We start from the raw sequence: 19309 nt of genomic DNA, 5'->3' as shown, positions 1-19309 counted from the left end.
CGGCTCTTGGGCTTTGTGGGAGGCCCGCCCTCGGGGCGATTGCTTTCGGGCTTGGCGCTGCCCGGCGGGCCCCTGCATAGCTTCGGGTGCGTGTGGCAGCTGCGTTCGAGCGCCGCTAGCCCTGTCAGCGACGGCGCAGGTTGACCGGCTCGCCGCGCCGGACCATTTCGGCGTAGGCGCGGTCGAGGTCGGCGAGCTTGCGCGTCGCGCCGGGCGCGCGGCGCGAGGCGATGAAGCGGATCGGCATGCGGTGCAGCACCACGAAGGGCAGCTCCGGGGCATTCAGTCGTGCCCGCGCCTGGCTGACCGGCAGCTCGTAGTCGAGCAGGAAGTCGCCGCGCCTGTGCATCAGCATCCCCACCGCCGACACGTGCGTGCTGGCCCGGTGCAGGCGCACGCCGGGCGCATGCAGGATCTCATCGACCTGCGGCGCGTAGTTGTAGCCGTTGAGCACGATCAGGCCCTGGCCGGCGAGGTCGTCCGGAATGCGCGGCAGCAGCGTGTCGCGGCGGAAATAGAGGTTGAGGTAGACCTCGCTGAGCACCTGTTCGCCTTCGACGGTGTCGTCCTCCAGCTCCGGCTTGTCCGGCGCGCCCGGCCAGACGTCGACGCTGCCTTCGCGCAGGGCGCCGTACAGGCGGGCGCTCGGCAGGCCGCGAAACACCGGCCGGTAGCCGGCACGCTCGGCGACCCGCAGGACCAGGTCCACCAGTTCGCCGTGCGCACGGCCGCGGGCGTCGGTGTCGATCGAGGGGGGGAAGTCGTAGTAGCCGATGACCAGCTCCGGGCGGTCGTCGGCACAGGCCAGGGGGACGGCAAGCAGCAGGCAGAGCAGGGCCGGTAGGCAGCGGGTGAGTGTCATGATCCGTAGGACTTGTCGTTTTTGAAAATGTCCCGGCGCGGCGTCCATCGGCGTCACTCCGGCGGCGGCAGCAGCAGGCGCACGATCACCGGCAGATGCTCCGAGACCGTCTCGGCGCCCTGGTGCCGGACGCGCGCCTCCACCCGCTTGAGGCTGCCGTCGAGCCAGAGCAGGTCGCGGATGGCGTCCGGCGTACGCTCGCCGTAGGTCAGCCAGGCTTCGGCGCCGGTGTCCTGGACGTCCTGCGAGTCGGGAATGCGCTGCACGCCCGCCGAGGAGGGCGCGCGCAGGCCGTCCGCCAGGCCGAGGTCGCCGCCGAGCAGCCAGTGCCGGTCCTCGGCGCGCCAGCCGGCGATCTGTTCGGACAGCATGAGAGCCTGGCGCCGCGCGACTGCCGCGTCCTGCGTATCCAGCTGGGTGGTGGCGACCGTCAGGCTGCCGCCCGGGCGCATCGGCAGGCGCACGCTGAGCAGGGCCGGGCGAAGGGCGAAGGGCGCGCGCCAGAAGGGCGCCTCGGCCGCCGGCAGTTGCAGGCGCTGCCCGTCCGCGAGCTGGAAGCGGCTGAGGATGCCGAGCTTGAGCCCCACGCCGCCGAACGCCGGCTCGCCGGGGACGAAGGCGGCCTTGCGGTAGAAGGCTTCGCCGCTGCACGGATAGAGGTCGGCCAGTCGCGCGCGCAGCAGCGCCAACTGGTCCTGCCGGTCGGTGGCCGCGGCGCCGTCGTGCAGTTCCTGCAGCAGCAGGATGTCCGGCGCTTCGGCGCGGATGACCGTGGCCACCCGGTCCAGGTGCTGCGCCAGCCGGGTGGCGTCGAGTTCGACCGGATCGGCCGGCGCCGGGCGGTCCGGCCGCGGCACCGGCTGGCGTCCGGAAAGAAACTGGATATTCCAGGTCATCACCTTCAGCGCCTGGCCGGCGAGCAGCTGCGGCGTGTCCGCATTGCAGCTGACCGGCGCCGCCTCGCGCGCCGCGGGGCGCCAGGCCGCCGCCCAGGGCAGGCCGGCCAGCACTGCCAGCGCCACCAGGCCACCGCCGAGCAGCCAGGCCCCTCTCATGTCGGGCTCCCGGCGAGCGGGGTGCCCATGTCGGCGAAGCCCGGATTCATGCGCATGCCGGCCCGGACCTATTCGGGGCGCTCATGCCCGGCGTCCTGCGCGGCGCACAGCATGTAGCAGCGGAACAGCACCACGGTGGCGAACAGCTGCAGCAGGCCGATGGCCGCGTCCAGCGCGACGCGCGGCAGCAGCGGCAGCGGCTCGGCGCCTTCCATCTGCAGCGCGACCCAGATGTCCAGCAGCCACAGCGGCGCCATCACCACCAGCGTGCAGCCGAGCAGCAGCAGGAAGTGCCCGCGCGTCAGCCGGAAGCTTTCCTTCAGCGCCGCCAGCGGCGGCAGCCCGCGCAGCACCAGCAGGTATTCGGCGAAGGCGATGCGGATCATCACCCACAGGCCCGGCAGCACGAACAGCGAGGCGCCGAGCAGGATCGCCAGCGTGCCCATGGCGCTGACCGCCGCCATCGCCGGCCACAGGCCCAGCGCGCGGTTGAACACCTGGCGCAGGCCCGGCGCGTAGCCACGGCTGCGGGCGTCGACGTAGAGGATCAGCGCGGCGCTGTAGAGCGGGTAGAACAGCAGACCGATGAGCAGGTCCTGGCCGGGCAGCGGCTGCTCGCCGGCCACCTGGGCGGCCAGGTGCCGGCAGGCGCTTTCCAGCAGGATCAGCGGCAGGCACAGGCGGCTGATCGCCCCCAGGTGGCGGGAATAGAAGAACCAGGCGTCGCGCAGGATGGTGGGTACGTTCATCGCTCTCGGGCATCGGCGGCAAGGGGCGACATTCTAGGGTCTGTTGCCGTTTCGTCGCGAGCCGCGTTGCTGCGTCAAATGACGCCAGCCCGGGCGCGGGACGCGGGGAATGATGATCCCTTTCCAGATTCCGCAACGCCGCATGGCGCCATTTGCCGCGCAACCGCCCGGGCGCGGGGCATGCCGCGTAGTGGTCGCCGGCTGCTAGAATGCGCGACTCCCTCCGATACGCTCCGGGCCTTCCCATGACTTTCGCCCAGCTCGGCCTGATCGAGCCGCTGCTTCGCACCCTCGAACGCCTCGACTACCGCACGCCAACCCCCGTCCAGGCGGCCGCCATCGCCCCGATCCTCAAGGGCCGCGACCTGATGGCCGCGGCCCAGACCGGCACCGGCAAGACCGCCGGCTTCGCCCTGCCGCTGCTGCAGCGCCTGACCCTCGAGGGGCCGCGCGTGGCGAGCAATTCGGTGCGGGCGCTGGTGCTGGTGCCGACCCGCGAACTGGCCGAGCAGGTGCACGAGAGCTTTCGCACCTACGGCGAGGGGCTGCCGCTGCGCAGCTACGCGGTGTACGGCGGGGTCAGCCTCAATCCGCAGATGATGGCGCTGCGCAAGGGCGTCGACGTGCTGGTGGCCACCCCGGGTCGGCTGCTCGACCTCTACCAGCAGAACGCCCTGGGCTTCGCCCAGCTGCAGGCGCTGGTACTCGACGAGGCCGATCGCATGCTCGACCTCGGCTTCGCCCGCGAGCTCGACGAGCTCTTCGCCGCGCTGCCCAGGCGCCGGCAGACGCTGCTGTTCTCGGCGACCTTCTCCGAGCCGATCCGGCAGATGGCCGGCGAACTGCTGCGCGACCCCGCGCTGGTCGAGGTCAGCCCGCGCAACGCGGCCGCCGGCAACGTGCGCCAGTGGCTGGTGCCGGTGGACAAGAAGCGCAAGGCCGAGCTCTTCATGCACCTGCTCGCTGCGCACGGCTGGCCGCAGGTGCTGGTGTTCGCCAGGACCCGCAAGGGCACCGATGCGCTGGTCGGCGAACTGCAGCAGCACGGCATCGCCAGCGAATCGATCCATGGCGACAAGCCGCAGCCGGCGCGCCTGCGCGCGCTGGAGCGGTTCAAGGCCGGCGAGGTACGGGTGCTGGTGGCCACCGACGTGGCGGCGCGCGGGCTGGACATCGAGGACCTGCCCGGCGTGGTCAACCTCGACCTGCCGGTGGTCGCCGAGGACTACGTGCACCGCATCGGCCGTACCGGCCGCGCCGGCGCCAGCGGGGTGGCGATCTCGCTGGTGGCGGCTGACGAGGTCGAGCAGCTGGCGGCGATCGAGGCGCTGATCGGCAAGACCCTGCCGCGCGAGGAAGAGCCGGGCTTCGAGCCCGACCACCGGGTACCGGAGACGGCACTCGGCGGGCAGGTGCTGAAGAAGCCGAAGAAACCGAAGCAGAAGCCCGTGCCCGGCGCCGGCAAGGGCCGCGTGCACCTCGGCAGCTGGTTCGAGGAGGGGGAGAAGCCGAAGGTGAAGGCGGTAAGGAAGATGCCGAGTTTCGGAGGCAAGCCGAAGAAGGGCTAGGTGGTTTGCTGTATGAGCAGCGTTTGGCTGGAGCGTCCAGTGGGGGGCGTGCAGCCCCGTAGGGTGGAAACCGCGCAGCGTTTTCCACCGCGCTTCGGTGCCGATCGCCCCGGCACACGCCAGCACCAATCGAACCCGGGGCGTGGATGAGGCTGCGCCGTCATCCACCCTACGCCACTGTGCAATCATGCCGTAGCGTTGTGTAGGAGCGAGCTTGCTCGCGAAGCTTTTGGCTTTTTGTTGGGGTAGGAAAGCGCTGCGAGCGGACTCCCATCCCGGTGCCAGCCCTCCCTCACCCTTGGCCCCTCTCCCGGTGGGAGAGGGGAAGAAGCCGTGTCGGCCACGCGACGGCCGAAAACAACACGCGACGGCCGAAAACAAAAAGCCCCGCACTGTCACCAGCACGGGGCTCGTTCACCTCGAGGCGGGCCGATCAGGCCAGCTTCTTGTGCTTCACCCGCTTCGGCTGCGCGGCTGCCTCGCCCAGGCGCTTCTTGCGGTCGGCCTCGAACTCGGTGTAGTTGCCCTCGAAGAAGACCACCTTGGAATCGTCCTCGTAGGAGAGGATGTGCGTGGCGATCCGGTCGAGGAACCAGCGGTCGTGGGAGATCACGATCGCCGAGCCGGGGAAGTCCAGCAGCGCCTCTTCCAGCGCCCGCAGGGTTTCCACGTCGAGGTCGTTGGAGGGTTCGTCGAGCAGCAGCACGTTGGCGCCCTGCTTGAGCGTCAGCGCCATGTGCAGGCGGCCGCGTTCACCGCCGGAGAGGTCCTTGACGAACTTCTGCTGGTCGGCGCCCTTGAAGTTGAAGCGGCCGACGTAGCCGCGCGACGGCACCTCGTAGCTGCCCACCTTGATCATGTCGAAGCCGTCGGAGACCTGCTCCCACACGGTCTTGTTGCCGTCGAGCATGTCGCGCGTCTGGTCGACGCTGGCGATCTGCACGGTTTCGCCGATCTCGATGCTGCCGCTGTCCGGCTGCTCCTTGCCGGTGATCATGCGGAACAGCGTGGACTTGCCCGCGCCGTTGCCGCCGATCACGCCGACGATGGCGCCCTTCGGCACGCTGAAGGACAGGTCGTCGATCAGCAGGCGGTCGCCGTAGCCCTTGGAGACGTTCTTGAAGTCGATGACCTTGTCGCCCAGGCGCGGCCCGGCCGGGATGTAGATCTCGTTGGTCTCGCTGCGCTTCTGGAATTCCTGCGACTGCAGTTCCTCGAAGCGCTGCAGGCGCGCCTTGGACTTGGCCTGGCGGGCCTTGGCGCCCTGGCGCACCCACTCCAGTTCGGCCTTCATGGCCTTGGCGTGGGATTGCTCCTGCTTGGCCTCCTGGGCCAGGCGCGCGGCCTTGGATTCGAGCCACTGCGAGTAGTTGCCCTCGAAGGGGATGCCCTGGCCGCGGTCGAGTTCGAGGATCCAGCCGGCGACGTTGTCGAGGAAGTAGCGGTCGTGGGTGATCGCCACCACGGTGCCGGGGAAGTCGTGCAGGAAGTGCTCGAGCCAGGCCACCGAGTCGGCGTCCAGGTGGTTGGTCGGCTCGTCCAGCAGCAGCATGTCGGGCGCCGACAGCAGCAGACGGCAGAGCGCCACGCGGCGCTTCTCGCCGCCGGACAGATGGCCGATACGGGCGTCCCACGGCGGCAGGCGCAGGGCGTCGGCGGCGACTTCCAGCTGGCGCTCGAGGTTGTGGCCGTCGGAGGCCTGCAGGATGGCCTCGAGCTTGGCCTGTTCCGCGGCCAGCGCGTCGAAGTCGGCGTCCGGCTCGGCGTAGGCGGCGTAGACCTGGTCGAGGCGGGACTGGGCGTCCTTGATGACGCTGACCGCTTCCTCGACGATCTCCCGCACGGTCCGCTCAGGGTCGAGCTGCGGCTCCTGCGGCAGGTAGCCGATGTTGATGCCCGGCATGGCGCGCGCCTCGCCGTCGAACTCGGTGTCGACGCCGGCCATGATGCGCAGCAGGGTGGACTTGCCGGCGCCGTTCAGGCCCAGCACGCCGATCTTGGCGCCGGGGAAGAACGACAGGGAGATGTTCTTGAGAATCTCGCGCTTCGGCGGAACGACCTTGCTCAGCCGGTGCATGGTGTAGACGTATTGAGCCAAGATGGGGTCCTCGTCGGGAGTGCATGGATCAAAGGCGCGAAGTTTAGGCCAGCGCCGCCCGAAGGGCTACAGCACCCCCGACCTCAGCCGGCCTCGGGCGATAGCGTCGGCACCACCGACATTCCCACCTTCAGCCGCGCCAGGTCCGCCTGGCCGGGCTCGAAGACGATCTTCACCGGCACCCGCTGCACCACCTTGGTGAAGTTGCCGGTGGCGTTGTCCGGCGCGATCGGCGAGAAGGTCACCCCGGTGGCCGGCGCCAGGCTGTCGACGTGGGCGCGCAGTTCCACCCCGGGCAGGGCGTCGACGCGCACGCGCACCGGCTGCTCCGGCTGGATGTCGGCCAGCTGCGTCTCGCGGAAGTTGGCCATGACGTACAGGCCGTCGAGCGGGACCACGGCGAGCAGGTTGTGCCCCGGGGCGACGAACGCGCCGGGGTTGACCGCGCGGGCGCCGACCACGCCGTCGAAGGGCGCGCGGATTTCGGTGTAGGACAGTTCCAGCGCGGCCTTGTCGCGCAGCGCTTCGGCGCGTGCCAGGGCGGCGCGGGCCTGGGTGATCTCGGCCTCGATCACCGCCACCTGCTTCCTGGTCGCCACCTCGGCGGCGCGGTCGCGTTCGCGAACCGCCAGCCACTGCTGCAGCTCGGCGTCGGCCTTTTCCTGGGCCTGGCGGGTGCCGACGCCGACGGTCGACAGGCGCTGGTAGCGTTCGGCGTCGGCGCGGGCGAATTCCAGCGAGGCGGCGTCCGAGCGCAGGGTCGCGCCCGCCTGCGCGATCAGCGCCGCCTGGCGTTCGAGCACCGCCTCGAGGTTGGCCAGCGCCGCCTGCGCCGAGGAGACATCGGCTTCGGCCAATTGCGCGGCGACGCGGTAGTCGCGGTCGTCGAGGCGCAGCAGCAGGTCGCCTTTCTTGACGTGCTGGTGATCCTGCACCAGCACCTCGGCGACATGGCCGGCGATCTTCGGCGCGACCTGGGTGGCGTCGGCACGGACGTAGGCGTCGTCGGTGCTGACGTCGCCGCTGCCGGTGAAACCGTAGAGCACGCCGGCGAGCACGCCGAGCGCGAGAAGCGAAAACAGGACTTTGGTCTTCATAAGGCCTCAGCGAGGGCCGGCCGCGGCCGGCGGTTGGGGTGGATAGGCGCGCGTAGGCAGCAGCGCCAGCAACAGGATCATGACCGCGAGCAGGGCGATCACCGCCAGGTAGCCGTCGGCGATCGCCAGCACCCAGGCCTGGTCGCGCACGCGCCCGGCGAGGGCGGCCAGGGCGGTCGCATCGGTGGTGTCGAGCCGGTCCCAGAGCGCCGGCTGGCTGCCGAGGCGGTCGGCCAGGCTGTGCGAGTGGAACTGCTGGCGGTGGTTCAGCAGCCAGTCCATGGCTGCCACGCCGACCACGGTCGCCAGGCCGCGGAAGCCGTTGACCATCGCCGAGGCGAAGGGCCCTTCCTGGGGTACCACCACGCCGGTGGAGATCATCAGCAGCGGCACCACCACCATGGGCTGGCCCAGCGCCTGCAAGGCCTGGATCAGGTAGAAATTCTCCCGGGCCCAGGCCGAGGTGATCGACGAACCGGCGACGCAGGCGAGCGTCAGCAGCACCAGGCCGGCCAGCGCCACCCAGCGGGCATCGAGGCTGCGACGGTTGATCGCCAGCGCCACCAGCGGCGCCAGCAGCAGCTGGCTGAGGGCATGGCCGAGCGCCAGCGGGGCGGTCTGCACCGGGCGAAAGCCGTGCACCTGGCCCATATAGATGAGCGGCAGGTTGGCTGCGGTGACCACCCCCATCATCAGCACCAGGGTGCTGACCCCATAGGCGAAGTTGCGCCGCCCGAGCAGCTGCAGCTTGATCAGCGGCTGCGGGTGATACCACTCGTTGAGCAGGAACAGCGGCAGCAGCAGCGCGGCGCCCAGAAGCAGCTGGCGGATCAGCGGCGAGTGCAGCCAGTCCAGCCGTTCGCCCTGCTCCAGCGCCAGCACCAGCATGACCACGCCGCTGACGCCGAGCAGGGCGCCAAGCCAGTCGGCACCCTTGAAGCGCTCCAGGCGCAGCGGGTCCTGCGGCAGCCCGTAGGCCATCAGCGCCGCGCCCGCCAGGCAGCTCGGCAGCACCTGCCAGAACAGCCAGTGCCAGCCGCCGCCCTCGGTCCACAGCGCCGCCAGCGGCAGCGCCAGGTTCGGCCCGAAGGTGGCGGTCAGCGCGTAGGCGCCGAGCCCGTAGAGCTTCACGTGCCAAGGCAAGAAGCGCAGGGCGGCGGTCATCAGCAGCGGCGGCAGGCAGCCGCCGGCCAGCCCCTGCAGCACGCGCAGGACCATCAGGCTGTCGGTGTCGGGAGCCAGCGGGGTGAGCACGCCGAGCACGGCGAACGCCAGGGTCATGACTACGCCGAAGCGCCGCAGCGAGAAGGTCACCGCCAGCCAGGGCGCGATGAACATGGCGGCCACCTCGGCGGCCACGTAGGCGGCGGTCAGCCAGCTGCCGGTGTCGTAGCCGAGGCCGAAGGCTCCGCGCAGGTCCGCCAGCGCGACCGAGGCGATGCGGTCGTTGATGCCGGCGGTGAGGGTCGCCAGCAGCACGCCCACCAGGCCGAGCGCCAGCCGCGGGCCGAAGGGGGCCGGCACCGGTGCGGGTGCAGGCAAGGGACCGGCGCTGGCGGGAGTGGCGTTGGCAGCCGTGTGCATGGAAATCGCGTACCTTTTGCGCTGTGGCAGGCGACGCCTTGCCACGAAGCGGTACAGTGTATCGTCATGCGGTGCGAATCTGAACGAGCAGAGCCTTTATGGAATCGATAGAAACGGACGACCTCGGCACCGGTGGTCGCGGCGGAATCCAGGTGATCGCCCGCGCGGCGGCCCTGCTGCGGGCGCTCGAGGGGCAGGCCGAAGGGCTCAGCCTGGGCGCCATCGCCCGGGCGATCGATCTGCCGCGCTCGACGGTGCAGCGGCTGGTGGCGGCGCTGGAGGCCGAGGGGCTGGTCGAGACCGGGCCGGGCGGTACCCGGCTGGGCCCGGCGATCCTGCGTCTGGCCAGTGGCGTGCATGGCGACCTGGCGGCCGTGGCACGGCCGCATCTTGAGCAGCTGGCCAAGGACACCGAGGAGACCGTGTGCCTGATCCATGGCCAGGGCACGGCGCTCAGCATCGTCCATGCGATCGTCTCGTCGCAGGAGCTGCGGGTCGCGCCCATGCCCGAGAACCTGCTGCAGATCCACACCACCTCGGCCGGCAAGGTGCTGCTCGCGGCGCTGCCGGACGACAGCGTCGGCACGCTGCTGCCCGCGTCCCTGCCGCGCCTGACGGCGCATACCCTCAGCGACCGGGCGGCGCTGTTCGCCGAGCTGGCGCAGGTGCGCCAGGAGGGCTTCGCCTACGACCGCGAGGAGCACGTGACGGGCGTCTGCGCGGTCGCGACCCGGCTGCATGCCCCGGGCGGGCTCTACGCCCTGTGCGTGCTGGCGCCGAGCTTTCGCTTCGAGCCGGCGCTCGACCGCCTGCGCGCCGGGCTGATTGCCTGCCGCCAGGCCATCGAGCGCAGCTGCGGGCTGTAGGTCAGGGCTGGCCGCCGACAGCGGCCGACCCCGCGCACCTCACAGGCGAAAACGCCCGACCAGCTGCTGCAGCTCGTTGCCCAGATGGGCGAGCTCGCTGCTCGAGGCCGCGGTCTCCTCGCTCGCCGCGGAGGACTGCTCGGCCACTTCGCGCACGTTCACCACGCTGCGGCTGATCTCCTCCGCGACGCTGGCCTGCTGCTCCGCCGCGGCGGCGATCTGGTGGTTCATGTTCTGGATGTCGGAAACGGTCTGCGCGATGGTGCCCAGCGCGGTGCCGGCCTGGCGGGTCAGCTCGACCGTACTGCGGGTGAGCTCGCGGCTTTCCTGCATGGTGGCGGCGGCCTCCTGCGCGCCGGCCTGCAGTCCGCTGATCAGCGACTGGATCTCGGCGGTGGACTGCTGGGTGCGTCCGGCGAGCCCGCGCACCTCGTCGGCGACCACCGCGAAGCCGCGCCCGGCCTCGCCGGCGCGGGCCGCCTCGATGGCTGCGTTCAGTGCCAGCAGGTTGGTCTGCTCGGCCACCGACTTGATCACCTCGAGCACGCTGCCGATGCGCTCGGACTCGCCCTTGAGCCGGTCCATCGCGTCCGCCGAGCGGTTGACGCCCTGCGCCAGGCGTTCGATCTGCTCGACGGTCGCGCCGACCACGCCGTCGCCTTCGCGCGTCTGCGCGTCGGCCAGACGCGCGGCCTGGGAAGCCTCCTCGGCGTTGCGCGCGACTTCCTGCACAGTGGCGGTCATCTCGTGCATGGCGGTGGCCACCTGGTCGGTCTCCACCTTCTGCCGGTTGACTCCGTCGCTGGTCCGCTCAGTGATCGCCGAGAGCGCCTCGGCGGAAGCGGTGAGCCGTGTCACCCCGCCGCGAATCCGGCCGATCAGCTCGCGCAGGCTGGCGGCCATCTCGCCGACGGCGTTCTGCAACTGGCCGAGCTCGTCGCGGCGAACGGAGCGGGAATCGGCGGTCAGGTCGCCGTCGGCGATGCGTCCGGCCAGCGCCAGCGTGGCGCTCAGCGGGCGGGTGATCTGCCGGCCCATCCACCAGGCGGCCAGGCCGCCGAGCAGCAGCGCCGCCAGCGCAATGATGACGATTTCCACGATCGCCTGGCGGCTGGTCCGGGCCAGCGCCTCGACTTCGCCGTCGAGCAGGGCCTGGGCGGCGTCGCGCAGCGCCTGGGCCTCTTCGGCAAGCCTGGCGTCGAGGCGCTGGCTGTCGGCGAGGCCGGCGGCGAAGGCGCCGACGGCGGCGTGGTAACGCTGGAGGTTGCTCATCGCGGCGTCCAGGTCGGCGACCGCGTGGGCGGGCATGTCCGAACGCCGTTTGCGCGCTTCGGCAGTCAGCTCGCCCAGCGCCGCGTCGGCGAGCTGCCGGCTCTGCTCGGTCTGCTGGAAGATGTAGCCGCGTACCAGGTAACGGATGTTGAGCAGCGACTTGATCAGCTTCTCGACGCCGCGCACCTGCTCGAGTTGCCCGCTGGCGCCGGGGGCGGCGGCGAGCGCGGCATAGACCTTGTCCTCCAGCTGGGCGAAGGCGGCAAGGGTGTCCTGGGCGCTGGAGACCAGCACGCTGCGGGTCTGCTCGCGTCCGTTGCGGGTCTCGACGTACTGCTCCAGCACGGCGCGGTAGCGCGGTACCGCCTGCTGCACCTGGCGTACCCGCTCGAGGCTCTCCGGCCGGCTCAGGCGATCCTCGAGCTGTGCCAGCACGGCTTGCATCTCGCCGGTCAGTTCGATCACCCGTGCCGAATGGGCGGTGTCTCCGGCGATGCCGAACAGGATGCGCTCGCTGCGCGCTTCGGCGACCAGGCGGTGCAGGTTGCCGACGCTCAGCAGGTCGGCGTTGGCGTCGGTCACCAGCTGCAGGCTGCGGGCGCTGAGGGCGGCGACGAGGAAGGTGAGGGCCAGTACCAGGCCGAAGCCGAGCGTAAGTTTCTTGCCGACGGAGAGATCGTCCAGTCGGGCGCTGATCCATTGAAGCATGCGTGCGTGTCCCTGGGATTGGTGCTAGCCAGAGCCGCTTGTGGCGGGGAAGGCTGGGACGCAGGAAATCGGCAATCGGGCGGCTCTCTTGAAGGCGAACCGCCGAAGCTGTGAAGCAGTGCTCAAGAACGCGGGTTTGAACCAGTCGGGTCTGGATCGGTCGGACGAGGCTGGGACGGTCGGCCACCGGCAAAAGTGTGCAGTACGTCGCGCTTTGCTGGCACTTTGCCTCTAGGCAGGGCATCCTTAGACGTTGGCGCCTGCCTCATCGATCTCTCACCTTGGGACCTCCAGCGTGGCTAGACACGAGCACTCTCGAAAGGACGAGACCCGCCCGCAATGGCGGTCGTTCGTGCGCGTTGCCTGCCGGCGGGTGCTGCTGCAGCTGCCGGGCATCCGCAGCCGGGTCGAGGAGAGGCGCGCGCTGCGCTATGCCTCCAGCGCGCTGGGGGCGATCGAGGAGAGCGTGCTGCTGACCACGCTGGACGGCCGGTTGCGCTTTCTCAACGCCCGCGCCGAGGCCATGTTCGGGCTCGACCGCAGCAACCTGCGCGCCTACGGCGTGCGCGAACTGATCCCCGCGCTCGGCCCGCAAGCGCTGGCGCCGGAAGGGGAGCAGCAGGCACTCGAGCCGGTGACGCTGCTGCAGGATGGCGAGCGCCGGCAGTTCGCGATCACCCGGCGCACGCTGCAGTTCGACGGCCACAGCGGCCCGAGCGCCTTTCTCTGGGTGCTGCGCGACGTCACCCTGGAGCGGCATGCCCTGCGCGCGCTGGCCGAGCGCGAGCGCTTCTGGTCGCAGGTGCTCGGCGCGGTGCCGGAGACGCTCTACGTGCAGGACCTGCGGGCCCGCAAGCTATTGTTCAGCAATCAGAACCTGGCCGTGCAGCTGGGTTATGCGGCCGACTTCGGCGCCGACGACCCGGCCGGCTGCTGGCTGCGCCTGACCCACCCCGACGACCGCGAGTTCGCCGAACGGATGATCTTCCTGCGGCAGACGCTGCCGGACGATTCGCCCGCCGAGTCGCTGCTGCGCTGGCGCCATCGTGACGGGCGCTGGCACTGGTTCAGCCTCACCGAGAAGGTCCTCGAGCGCGATGCGCAGGGGCGGGTCGTACGGGTGGTCGGCGTCGCCCGCGACGTCACCGCGCAGATCGGCGCGGCCGACTCGCTGCGCAACAGCGAGCGGCGCTACCGGATGCTGGCCGAAAGCCTGGACGACGTGATTTTCACCGTCGACAGCGACATGAAGATCGACTACGTCAGTCCCTCGATCGAGCGCGTGTTCGGCTACAGCGTGGCCAGTGCCGCGAGCCACGGCCTGGGCGACGCGGTGACCAACCCGGCCCAGGTCGAGCGCTTCTACGACGTGCTGCGCGACGTGCACAAGGCCGCCGGCGACCCGGCCCGCATGCAGGAAATCCGCGCCCGCCTGGCGCGCGAGACGCTGCACTTCGACTGCGTGACCGCCAGCGGCCAGCGCGTGCCGATCGAGCTGCGGATCATGCTGATCCTCGGCGAACACAACCGTTTCGGCGGCCTGCTCTGCATCGGCCGCGACATCAGCCAGCAGCGCCGCGCCGAGCAGGGGCTGCGGATGGCGGCGACGGTGTTCGAGCATTCCACCGCGGCGATCCTGATCACCGACCCGGCCGGCTACATCGTCCAGGTCAACGAGGCGTTCAACCGCATCACCGGCTACTCCAGCGCCGAGGTGCTCGACCAGACGCCCGGCATGCTCGGCGCCGACCGCCAGCAGGCCAACCAGCTCGGCTACGTGCTCGGCCAACTGCACCAGCGCGGCAGTTGGGAAGGCGAGCTGTGGCTCAAGCGCAAGAGCGGCGAGGCCTATCCCTGCTGGGTCGGTCTCACCGCGGTGCGCGACGAAGACGACGACCTGATCAACTACGTCTGCTTCTTCAGCGACATGAGCGAGCGCAAGGCCAGCGAGCAGCGCATCCACCGCCTGGCCTACTACGACAACCTCACCCAGCTGCCCAACCGCACGCTGTTCCAGGACCGCCTGCACCACAGCCTGCAGCACGCCGAGCGGCGCGGCGAGTGGGTGGTGCTGATGTTTCTCGACCTCGACCGCTTCAAGCCGATCAACGACTCGCTCGGCCACGCCGCCGGCGACCACATGCTCAAGAACGTGGCGGTGCGGCTGTCCGCCTGCGTCGGCGAGGAGGACACGGTGGCGCGCATGGGCGGCGATGAATTTACCCTGCTGCTGGCGCCCTGTGCCGATCGCGACGCCGCGCTGAACCGGGCGATCCACGTCTCCGAGCGCATCCTCGAGAGCCTGACCGAGCCCTTCGTGCTGTCCGGCCGCGAGTTCTTCGTCACCGCCAGCATCGGCATCGCGCTGAGCCCGCAGGACGGCAACGAACTCAGCCAACTGATGAAGAACGCCGACACGGCGATGTACCACGCCAAGGAGCGCGGCAAGAACAACTTCCAGTTCTACCAGTCGGAGATGAACGCCAGCGCGCTGGAGCGCCTGGAGCTGGAGAGCGACCTGCGCCATGCGCTGGAGCAACTGCAGTTCGTGCTGCACTACCAGCCGCAGCTGTCCGCCGATGGGCGCCGGCTGACCGGGGTCGAGGCGGTGCTGCGCTGGCAGCACCCGACGCGCGGGCTGCTGCCGCCGGCCGCTTTCATCCCGGTGCTGGAGGAGATCGGCCTAGTGGTGGACGTCGGCGACTGGGTGCTGCGCGAGGCGTGCCGGCAGATCGCGCTCTGGTCGAGCCAGGGGCTGCGGGTGCCGAAGGTCTCGGTGAACCTGTCCGCCCGCCAGTTCGCCGACGGCCTGCTCGGCCAGCGGGTGGCGCAGATCCTCGCCGACAGCGCCATCGCGCCGGCCGCGCTGGAGCTCGAGCTGACCGAGAGCACGCTGATGCGCGACGTTGCCGACGCCATGCGCATCCTCACCGGGCTCAAGCAGCTCGGCCCATCCATCGCGGTGGACGACTTCGGCACCGGCTACTCGTCGCTCAACTACCTCAAGCAGTTCCCCATCGACGTGCTGAAGATCGACCACAGCTTCGTCGACGGCCTGCCGAGCGGCGAGCAGGACGCGCAGATCGCCCGCGCCATCATCGCCATGGCCCACAGCCTCGGCATGAAGGTGATCGCCGAGGGCGTGGAGACCGCCGACCAGCTGGAGTTCCTGCGCACTCACGGCTGCGACCAGGTGCAGGGCTTCTTCTTCGCCCGGCCGATGCCGGCCGACGAGCTGGAGACGCACATGCGCCAGCGCGAGCGCCAGCCGATCCGCCCCGAGCGTCATGAGCACCGCTCGTACAGCTCATAAGACGCGCTCATACCCCGCCCGCCGGCAGTTGGGGTAGAATCCGCCGCCTCTTCACTACCGCCCAGCTGCCCCAGGGGACCGCCATGTTCAGCCGTGATTTGACCCTCGCCCGCTATGACGCCGAACTCTTCGCTGCCATGCAGCAGGAAGCCGAGCGCCAGGAACACCACATCGAGCTGATCGCCTCGGAGAACTACACCAGCCCGGCAGTGATGGAGGCCCAGGGCAGCGTGCTGACCAACAAGTACGCCGAGGGCTACCCGGGCAAGCGCTACTACGGCGGCTGCGAGTACGTCGACATCGTCGAGCAGCTGGCCATCGACCGCGCCAAGCAGCTGTTCGGCGCCGACTACGCCAACGTCCAGCCGCACGCCGGCTCCCAGGCCAACTCCGCCGTCTACCTGGCCCTGCTGCAGGCCGGCGACACCATCCTGGGCATGAGCCTGGCCCACGGCGGCCACCTGACCCACGGCGCCACCGTGTCCTCCTCCGGCAAGCTTTACAACGCCGTGCAGTACGGCATCAACGACCAGGGCCTGATCGACTACGACGAAGTCGAGCGCCTGGCCGTCGAGCACAAGCCGAAGATGATCGTCGCCGGTTTCTCCGCCTATTCGCAGGTGCTGGACTTCGCCCGTTTCCGCGCCATCGCCGACAAGGTCGGTGCCTACCTGTTCGTCGACATGGCCCACGTGGCCGGCCTGGTCGCCGCCGGCGTCTACCCGAACCCGGTGCCCTTCGCCGACGTGGTCACCACCACCACCCACAAGACCCTGCGCGGCCCGCGCGGCGGCCTGATCCTGGCGAAGAAGAACGAGGAGATCGAGAAGAAGCTCAACTCCGCGGTCTTCCCGGGCGCCCAGGGCGGCCCGCTGGAGCACGTGATCGCGGCCAAGGCGGTGTGCTTCAAGGAAGCCCTGCAGCCGGAATTCAAGGCCTACCAGCAGCAGGTGGTGAAGAACGCCCAGGCGATGGCCGAGGTGTTCATGCAGCGTGGCTTCGACGTGGTTTCCGGCGGCACCCGGAACCACCTGTTCCTGCTTTCGCTGATCAAGCAGGACATCACCGGCAAGGACGCGGACGCCGCCCTGGGCCGCGCCTTCATCACGGTGAACAAGAACTCGGTGCCGAACGACCCGCGTTCGCCCTTCGTCACCTCCGGCCTGCGCATCGGCACCCCGGCGGTGACCACCCGCGGCTTCAAGGAAGCCGAGTGCCGCGAGCTGGCCGGCTGGATCTGCGACATCCTCGACAGGATGGGCGACGAGTCGGTGATCGACGCGGTGCGCGAGAAGGTCAAGGCCGTGTGCGCCAGGTTCCCGGTCTACGGTGCCTGATCACGCATGTTCCGAGTCGCGAAAAGCCCGGCACCCGCTGCAATGTTGTTCACTTAGCCGAGCTCGCCCCGAGGTCGGGACTCCCACAAAGCAGTGCCGCCCACCAGATCCGTGGGAGGCCGCGTCCGTTCCCGACGGGCTTACGGCATTCACCGCACCCTGTGGGAGGCGCGCCCTCGCGGCGAATGCAGGCCGCAGGCCTGCCCGAAGCCAAGGGCCCATCAGTTAAGTGAACAGGATTGCGGCATCCGCTGGGCTTTTCGTTTTCTGGCCCTGGCGTGACCGTCGGCGGGGAAGGGTGACGCCATGCAGCTGAGGCACAAGATCGTCGCGCTGAGCGTGCTGCCGCTGCTGATCGCGGTGGCGGCGGTCTGCGTGCTGGTCATCGTGCAGAACCAGCGGCTCGGCGAACAGCAGGCGCGGCTGATCGAGAGCAGCATCCTGGCGGGCAAGCGCGCCGAGCTCGAGCACTACGTGCAGATGGCCGGCAGCCTGGTGGCGCCGCTCTACGACAGCGGCCTGGACGATGCCGAGACGCGGCGGCAGGTGCTCGCCGTGCTGGCGCGGATGAGCGCCGGCCGCGACGGCTACTTCTTCGTCTACGACCGCAACGGGCGCAACCTCATGCACCCGCGCCAGGCCGAGCTGGTCGGCCAGGACCTATGGAACATGACCGACCCCGATGGCCTGCCGGTGATCCAGGCGCTGCTGAAGGCGGCCGGGGGCGGCGGCGGCTTCCAGCGCTACGCCTGGCTCAAGCCCTCGACCGGCAGGGTCACCGACAAGCTCGCCTACGTGGTGATGCTCGAGCGCTGGGGCTGGATGTACGGCACCGGCATCTATCTCGACGACGTCCAGGCGGTGGTCGACCGCCTGCGCCACGAGACCGACCGCGGCGTGCAGGACACCATGGTGGCGATCGCCTCGCTGGTCCTGGTCGCGGTGCTGCTGGTGTTCGCCGGCGGCGTCACCCTGAACCTCAGCGAGCACCGGCTGGCCGACCGCAAGCTGCAGCAGCTCAACCAGCGCCTGGTCAGCCTGCAGGAGGAGGAACGCGCACGCGTGGCGCGGGAGCTGCACGACGGCCTGAGCCAGCTGCTGGCCTCGGTCAAGTTCCAGTTCGAACTCGCCGGCCACCAGCTCGAGGAAGGCGACGCGCGGGGCGCGGCGACCCTGGAGCAGGGCACCGAGCGGCTCACCGCGGCCATCGGCGAGGTCCGCCGGATCTCCCATGCGCTGCATCCGTCGCTGCTGGACATGCTCGGCTTTCCCGCCGCGGTCAGCCAGCTGGTCGAGGAGTTCCGCCAGCGCAGCGCGCTGACCGTGGACTACCGCATGGATATCGGCGAGACGCGGCTCGAGGCCGGCACCGCGCTGGCGCTGTTCCGCATCCTCCAGGAGGCGCTCGGCAACATCGAGCGGCACGCCCACGCGACGCGCGTGCGGGTTTCGGTGGAGCGGCTCGGCGCGGCGGTCCGCCTGCGCGTCGGCGACGACGGCGTCGGCTTCGATCCGCAGCGCGCCGAACGCTCCGGCTGCGGCATCGGCTTGCGCAACATCCGCGAGCGAGTGGAGCATTTCGGCGGCCGCTTCGAGGTCGGCTCGCGCCCCGGGGCGACCGTCATCGAGGTCTCGCTGCCGGTCACGGGCGAGGCGCCGGCGAAGGATGGCCCCGCCGCACGGGCCTGGGAGGAGGAGAAGGCATGAGCGAGCTCGGGCGGGTCCGGGTGGGGCTGGTCGACGATCATGCGCTGGTGCGCGACGGCATCCGCGCGCTGCTGGCGCTGACCCGCTGGATCGAGGTGGTCGGCGAGGCGGCCAGCGGCCAGGAGGCGCTGGCGCTGGCCGAACAGGCGCGGCCGGATCTGCTGCTGGTGGACATCGGCCTGAAGGACATGAACGGCCTCGAGCTGACCCGCAGGCTCGGCGAGCGCCACCCGCAGATCCGCATCCTGATCCTCAGCATGTACGAGAACCAGGAGTACGTGAGCACGTCGGTGAAGGTCGGCGCGCGTGGCTACGTGCTCAAGGATGCGCCGTCGCGGGAGATCGTCGCGGCCATCAAGGCGGTCGCCGAAGGCGGCACCTTCTACACCGGTGGGCTGGCCGGCAAGCTGGATGCCGGCGAAGCGGAGGATGGCGGCCTCACCCCGCGCGAACGCCAGGTGCTGGTGCTGCTGGCGCGAGGCCTGAACAACAAGCAGATGGCGCGCGAGCTGGCGATCAGCGTGCGCACCGTCGAGACGCACCGGCTGAGCATCCGCCGCAAGCTCGACATCGACAAGCCGGCGGACCTGGTCACCCATGCGATCAAGTACGGCTGGCAGCCGGACTAGCCGGCGCGAGGCGCTCGGCCTCCAGCGGCGCCAGGCGCTATAGTTCCCCCTGTTCTCCACCGACAAGGCCGCCCCGTGAACGCTCAAGACCGCCGGCGCTACCAGCGCATCGACTTCGACGCCTCGATCGTCCTCTCCCAGGCCGACAGCCGCTGGAACGCCAATCTGCTGGACATCTCCCTGCACGGCCTGCTGGTCGAGCGGCCGTCCGACTGGGACGGCGACGGCTGCCTGCCGTTCAACGCGCGGGTGGTCCTGAGCGCCGACACCCAGTTGCAGATGGAGGTGCAGCAGGCCCACGAGGAGGCCGACGCCCTCGGCTTCACCTGGCGGCACATCGACATCGATTCGTTCAGCCACCTGCGGCGCCTGCTGGAACTCAACCTCGGCGACACCGCGCGGCTGGAGCGCGAGGTGGCGACCCTCGGTTCCTAGGGCCTGTTGCCATTTGACGCGGCAACGCG

14 protein-coding genes are annotated in these 19309 nt (G+C 70.1%); 7 read left to right on the top strand and 7 right to left on the bottom strand.

Annotation, left to right across the window (positions count from 1 at the left end; genetic code table 11):
* Positions 1 to 124 precede the first annotated feature (124 nt).
* From H610_RS0117555 to H610_RS0117545, 3 genes are all read right to left on the bottom strand, one after another.
* The gene (locus H610_RS0117555) at positions 125 to 862 is read right to left on the bottom strand and encodes a substrate-binding periplasmic protein (RefSeq protein WP_051231853.1); all 738 of its coding nucleotides are present in this window, start codon (positions 860 to 862) and stop codon (positions 125 to 127) included.
* A 53-nt stretch (positions 863 to 915) separates the two neighbouring features.
* On the bottom strand, positions 916 to 1917 hold the full coding sequence (locus tag H610_RS0117550; protein ID WP_043238920.1) for an endonuclease/exonuclease/phosphatase family protein: 1002 nt from the start codon (positions 1915 to 1917) through the stop codon (positions 916 to 918).
* 68 nt (positions 1918 to 1985) lie between these two features.
* Positions 1986 to 2666, bottom strand: a complete 681-nt coding sequence (locus H610_RS0117545; protein WP_028240902.1) for a hypothetical protein — start codon at positions 2664 to 2666, stop codon at positions 1986 to 1988.
* A gap of 245 nt (positions 2667 to 2911) precedes the next feature.
* On the opposite strand from H610_RS0117545, the gene H610_RS0117540 reads away from it, so the two are divergent.
* Complete coding sequence (locus tag H610_RS0117540; RefSeq protein ID WP_028240901.1) at positions 2912 to 4234, top strand: DEAD/DEAH box helicase; 1323 nt, start codon at positions 2912 to 2914, stop codon at positions 4232 to 4234.
* A 433-nt stretch (positions 4235 to 4667) separates the two neighbouring features.
* On the opposite strand, the gene ettA is transcribed toward H610_RS0117540, so the two are convergent.
* The 3 genes from ettA to H610_RS0117525 form a co-directional block, all read right to left on the bottom strand.
* Positions 4668 to 6332, bottom strand: coding sequence for an energy-dependent translational throttle protein EttA (gene ettA / locus H610_RS0117535; RefSeq protein ID WP_028240900.1), 1665 nt, complete (start codon positions 6330 to 6332; stop codon positions 4668 to 4670).
* Positions 6333 to 6415: 83 nt separating this feature from the next.
* Positions 6416 to 7429 carry an HlyD family secretion protein gene (locus H610_RS0117530; RefSeq protein WP_028240899.1) on the bottom strand — a complete coding sequence of 338 codons (1014 nt, stop codon included), beginning with the start codon at positions 7427 to 7429 and terminating at the stop codon, positions 6416 to 6418.
* 6 nt (positions 7430 to 7435) lie between these two features.
* Positions 7436 to 9013 carry an MFS transporter gene (locus tag H610_RS0117525; RefSeq protein ID WP_028240898.1) on the bottom strand — a complete coding sequence of 526 codons (1578 nt, stop codon included), beginning with the start codon at positions 9011 to 9013 and terminating at the stop codon, positions 7436 to 7438.
* 98 nt (positions 9014 to 9111) lie between these two features.
* Between H610_RS0117525 and H610_RS0117520 the strand changes: the two genes are divergently transcribed.
* Entirely contained in the window at positions 9112 to 9879 is a 768-nt protein-coding gene (locus H610_RS0117520) for an IclR family transcriptional regulator (RefSeq protein WP_051231851.1), read from the top strand.
* A gap of 39 nt (positions 9880 to 9918) precedes the next feature.
* Here H610_RS0117520 and H610_RS0117515 read toward each other — a convergent pair whose 3' ends face one another.
* Positions 9919 to 11859, bottom strand: coding sequence for a methyl-accepting chemotaxis protein (locus tag H610_RS0117515; protein WP_028240896.1), 1941 nt, complete (start codon positions 11857 to 11859; stop codon positions 9919 to 9921).
* Positions 11860 to 12154: 295 nt separating this feature from the next.
* On the opposite strand from H610_RS0117515, the gene H610_RS24125 reads away from it, so the two are divergent.
* The 5 genes from H610_RS24125 (at position 12155) to H610_RS0117490 (ending at position 19280) form a co-directional block, all read left to right on the top strand.
* Positions 12155 to 15172, top strand: coding sequence for a bifunctional diguanylate cyclase/phosphodiesterase (locus H610_RS24125; RefSeq protein ID WP_236614321.1), 3018 nt, complete (start codon positions 12155 to 12157; stop codon positions 15170 to 15172).
* Positions 15173 to 15255: 83 nt separating this feature from the next.
* Positions 15256 to 16509, top strand: a complete 1254-nt coding sequence (gene glyA, locus H610_RS0117505; RefSeq protein ID WP_028240895.1) for a serine hydroxymethyltransferase — start codon at positions 15256 to 15258, stop codon at positions 16507 to 16509.
* Positions 16510 to 16815: 306 nt separating this feature from the next.
* Positions 16816 to 18216 (top strand): cache domain-containing protein, encoded by a 1401-nt coding sequence (locus H610_RS0117500; protein ID WP_028240894.1) that lies wholly within the window; start codon positions 16816 to 16818, stop codon positions 18214 to 18216.
* A complete protein-coding gene (locus tag H610_RS0117495; protein WP_028240893.1) occupies positions 18213 to 18845 on the top strand; it encodes a response regulator in 633 nt (210 codons plus the stop codon). The genes H610_RS0117500 and H610_RS0117495 overlap by 4 nt, the downstream gene beginning before the upstream one ends.
* Positions 18846 to 18920: 75 nt before the next feature.
* Positions 18921 to 19280 (top strand): PilZ domain-containing protein, encoded by a 360-nt coding sequence (locus tag H610_RS0117490; protein ID WP_028240892.1) that lies wholly within the window; start codon positions 18921 to 18923, stop codon positions 19278 to 19280.
* Positions 19281 to 19309 lie beyond the last annotated feature (29 nt).

The organism is Stutzerimonas azotifigens DSM 17556 (assembly GCF_000425625.1).
In the GTDB taxonomy this organism is placed as follows: domain Bacteria; phylum Pseudomonadota; class Gammaproteobacteria; order Pseudomonadales; family Pseudomonadaceae; genus Stutzerimonas; species Stutzerimonas azotifigens.
The sequence above is the reverse complement of the archived record's forward strand: the minus strand, read 5'-3'. Positions and strand labels throughout refer to the sequence as shown.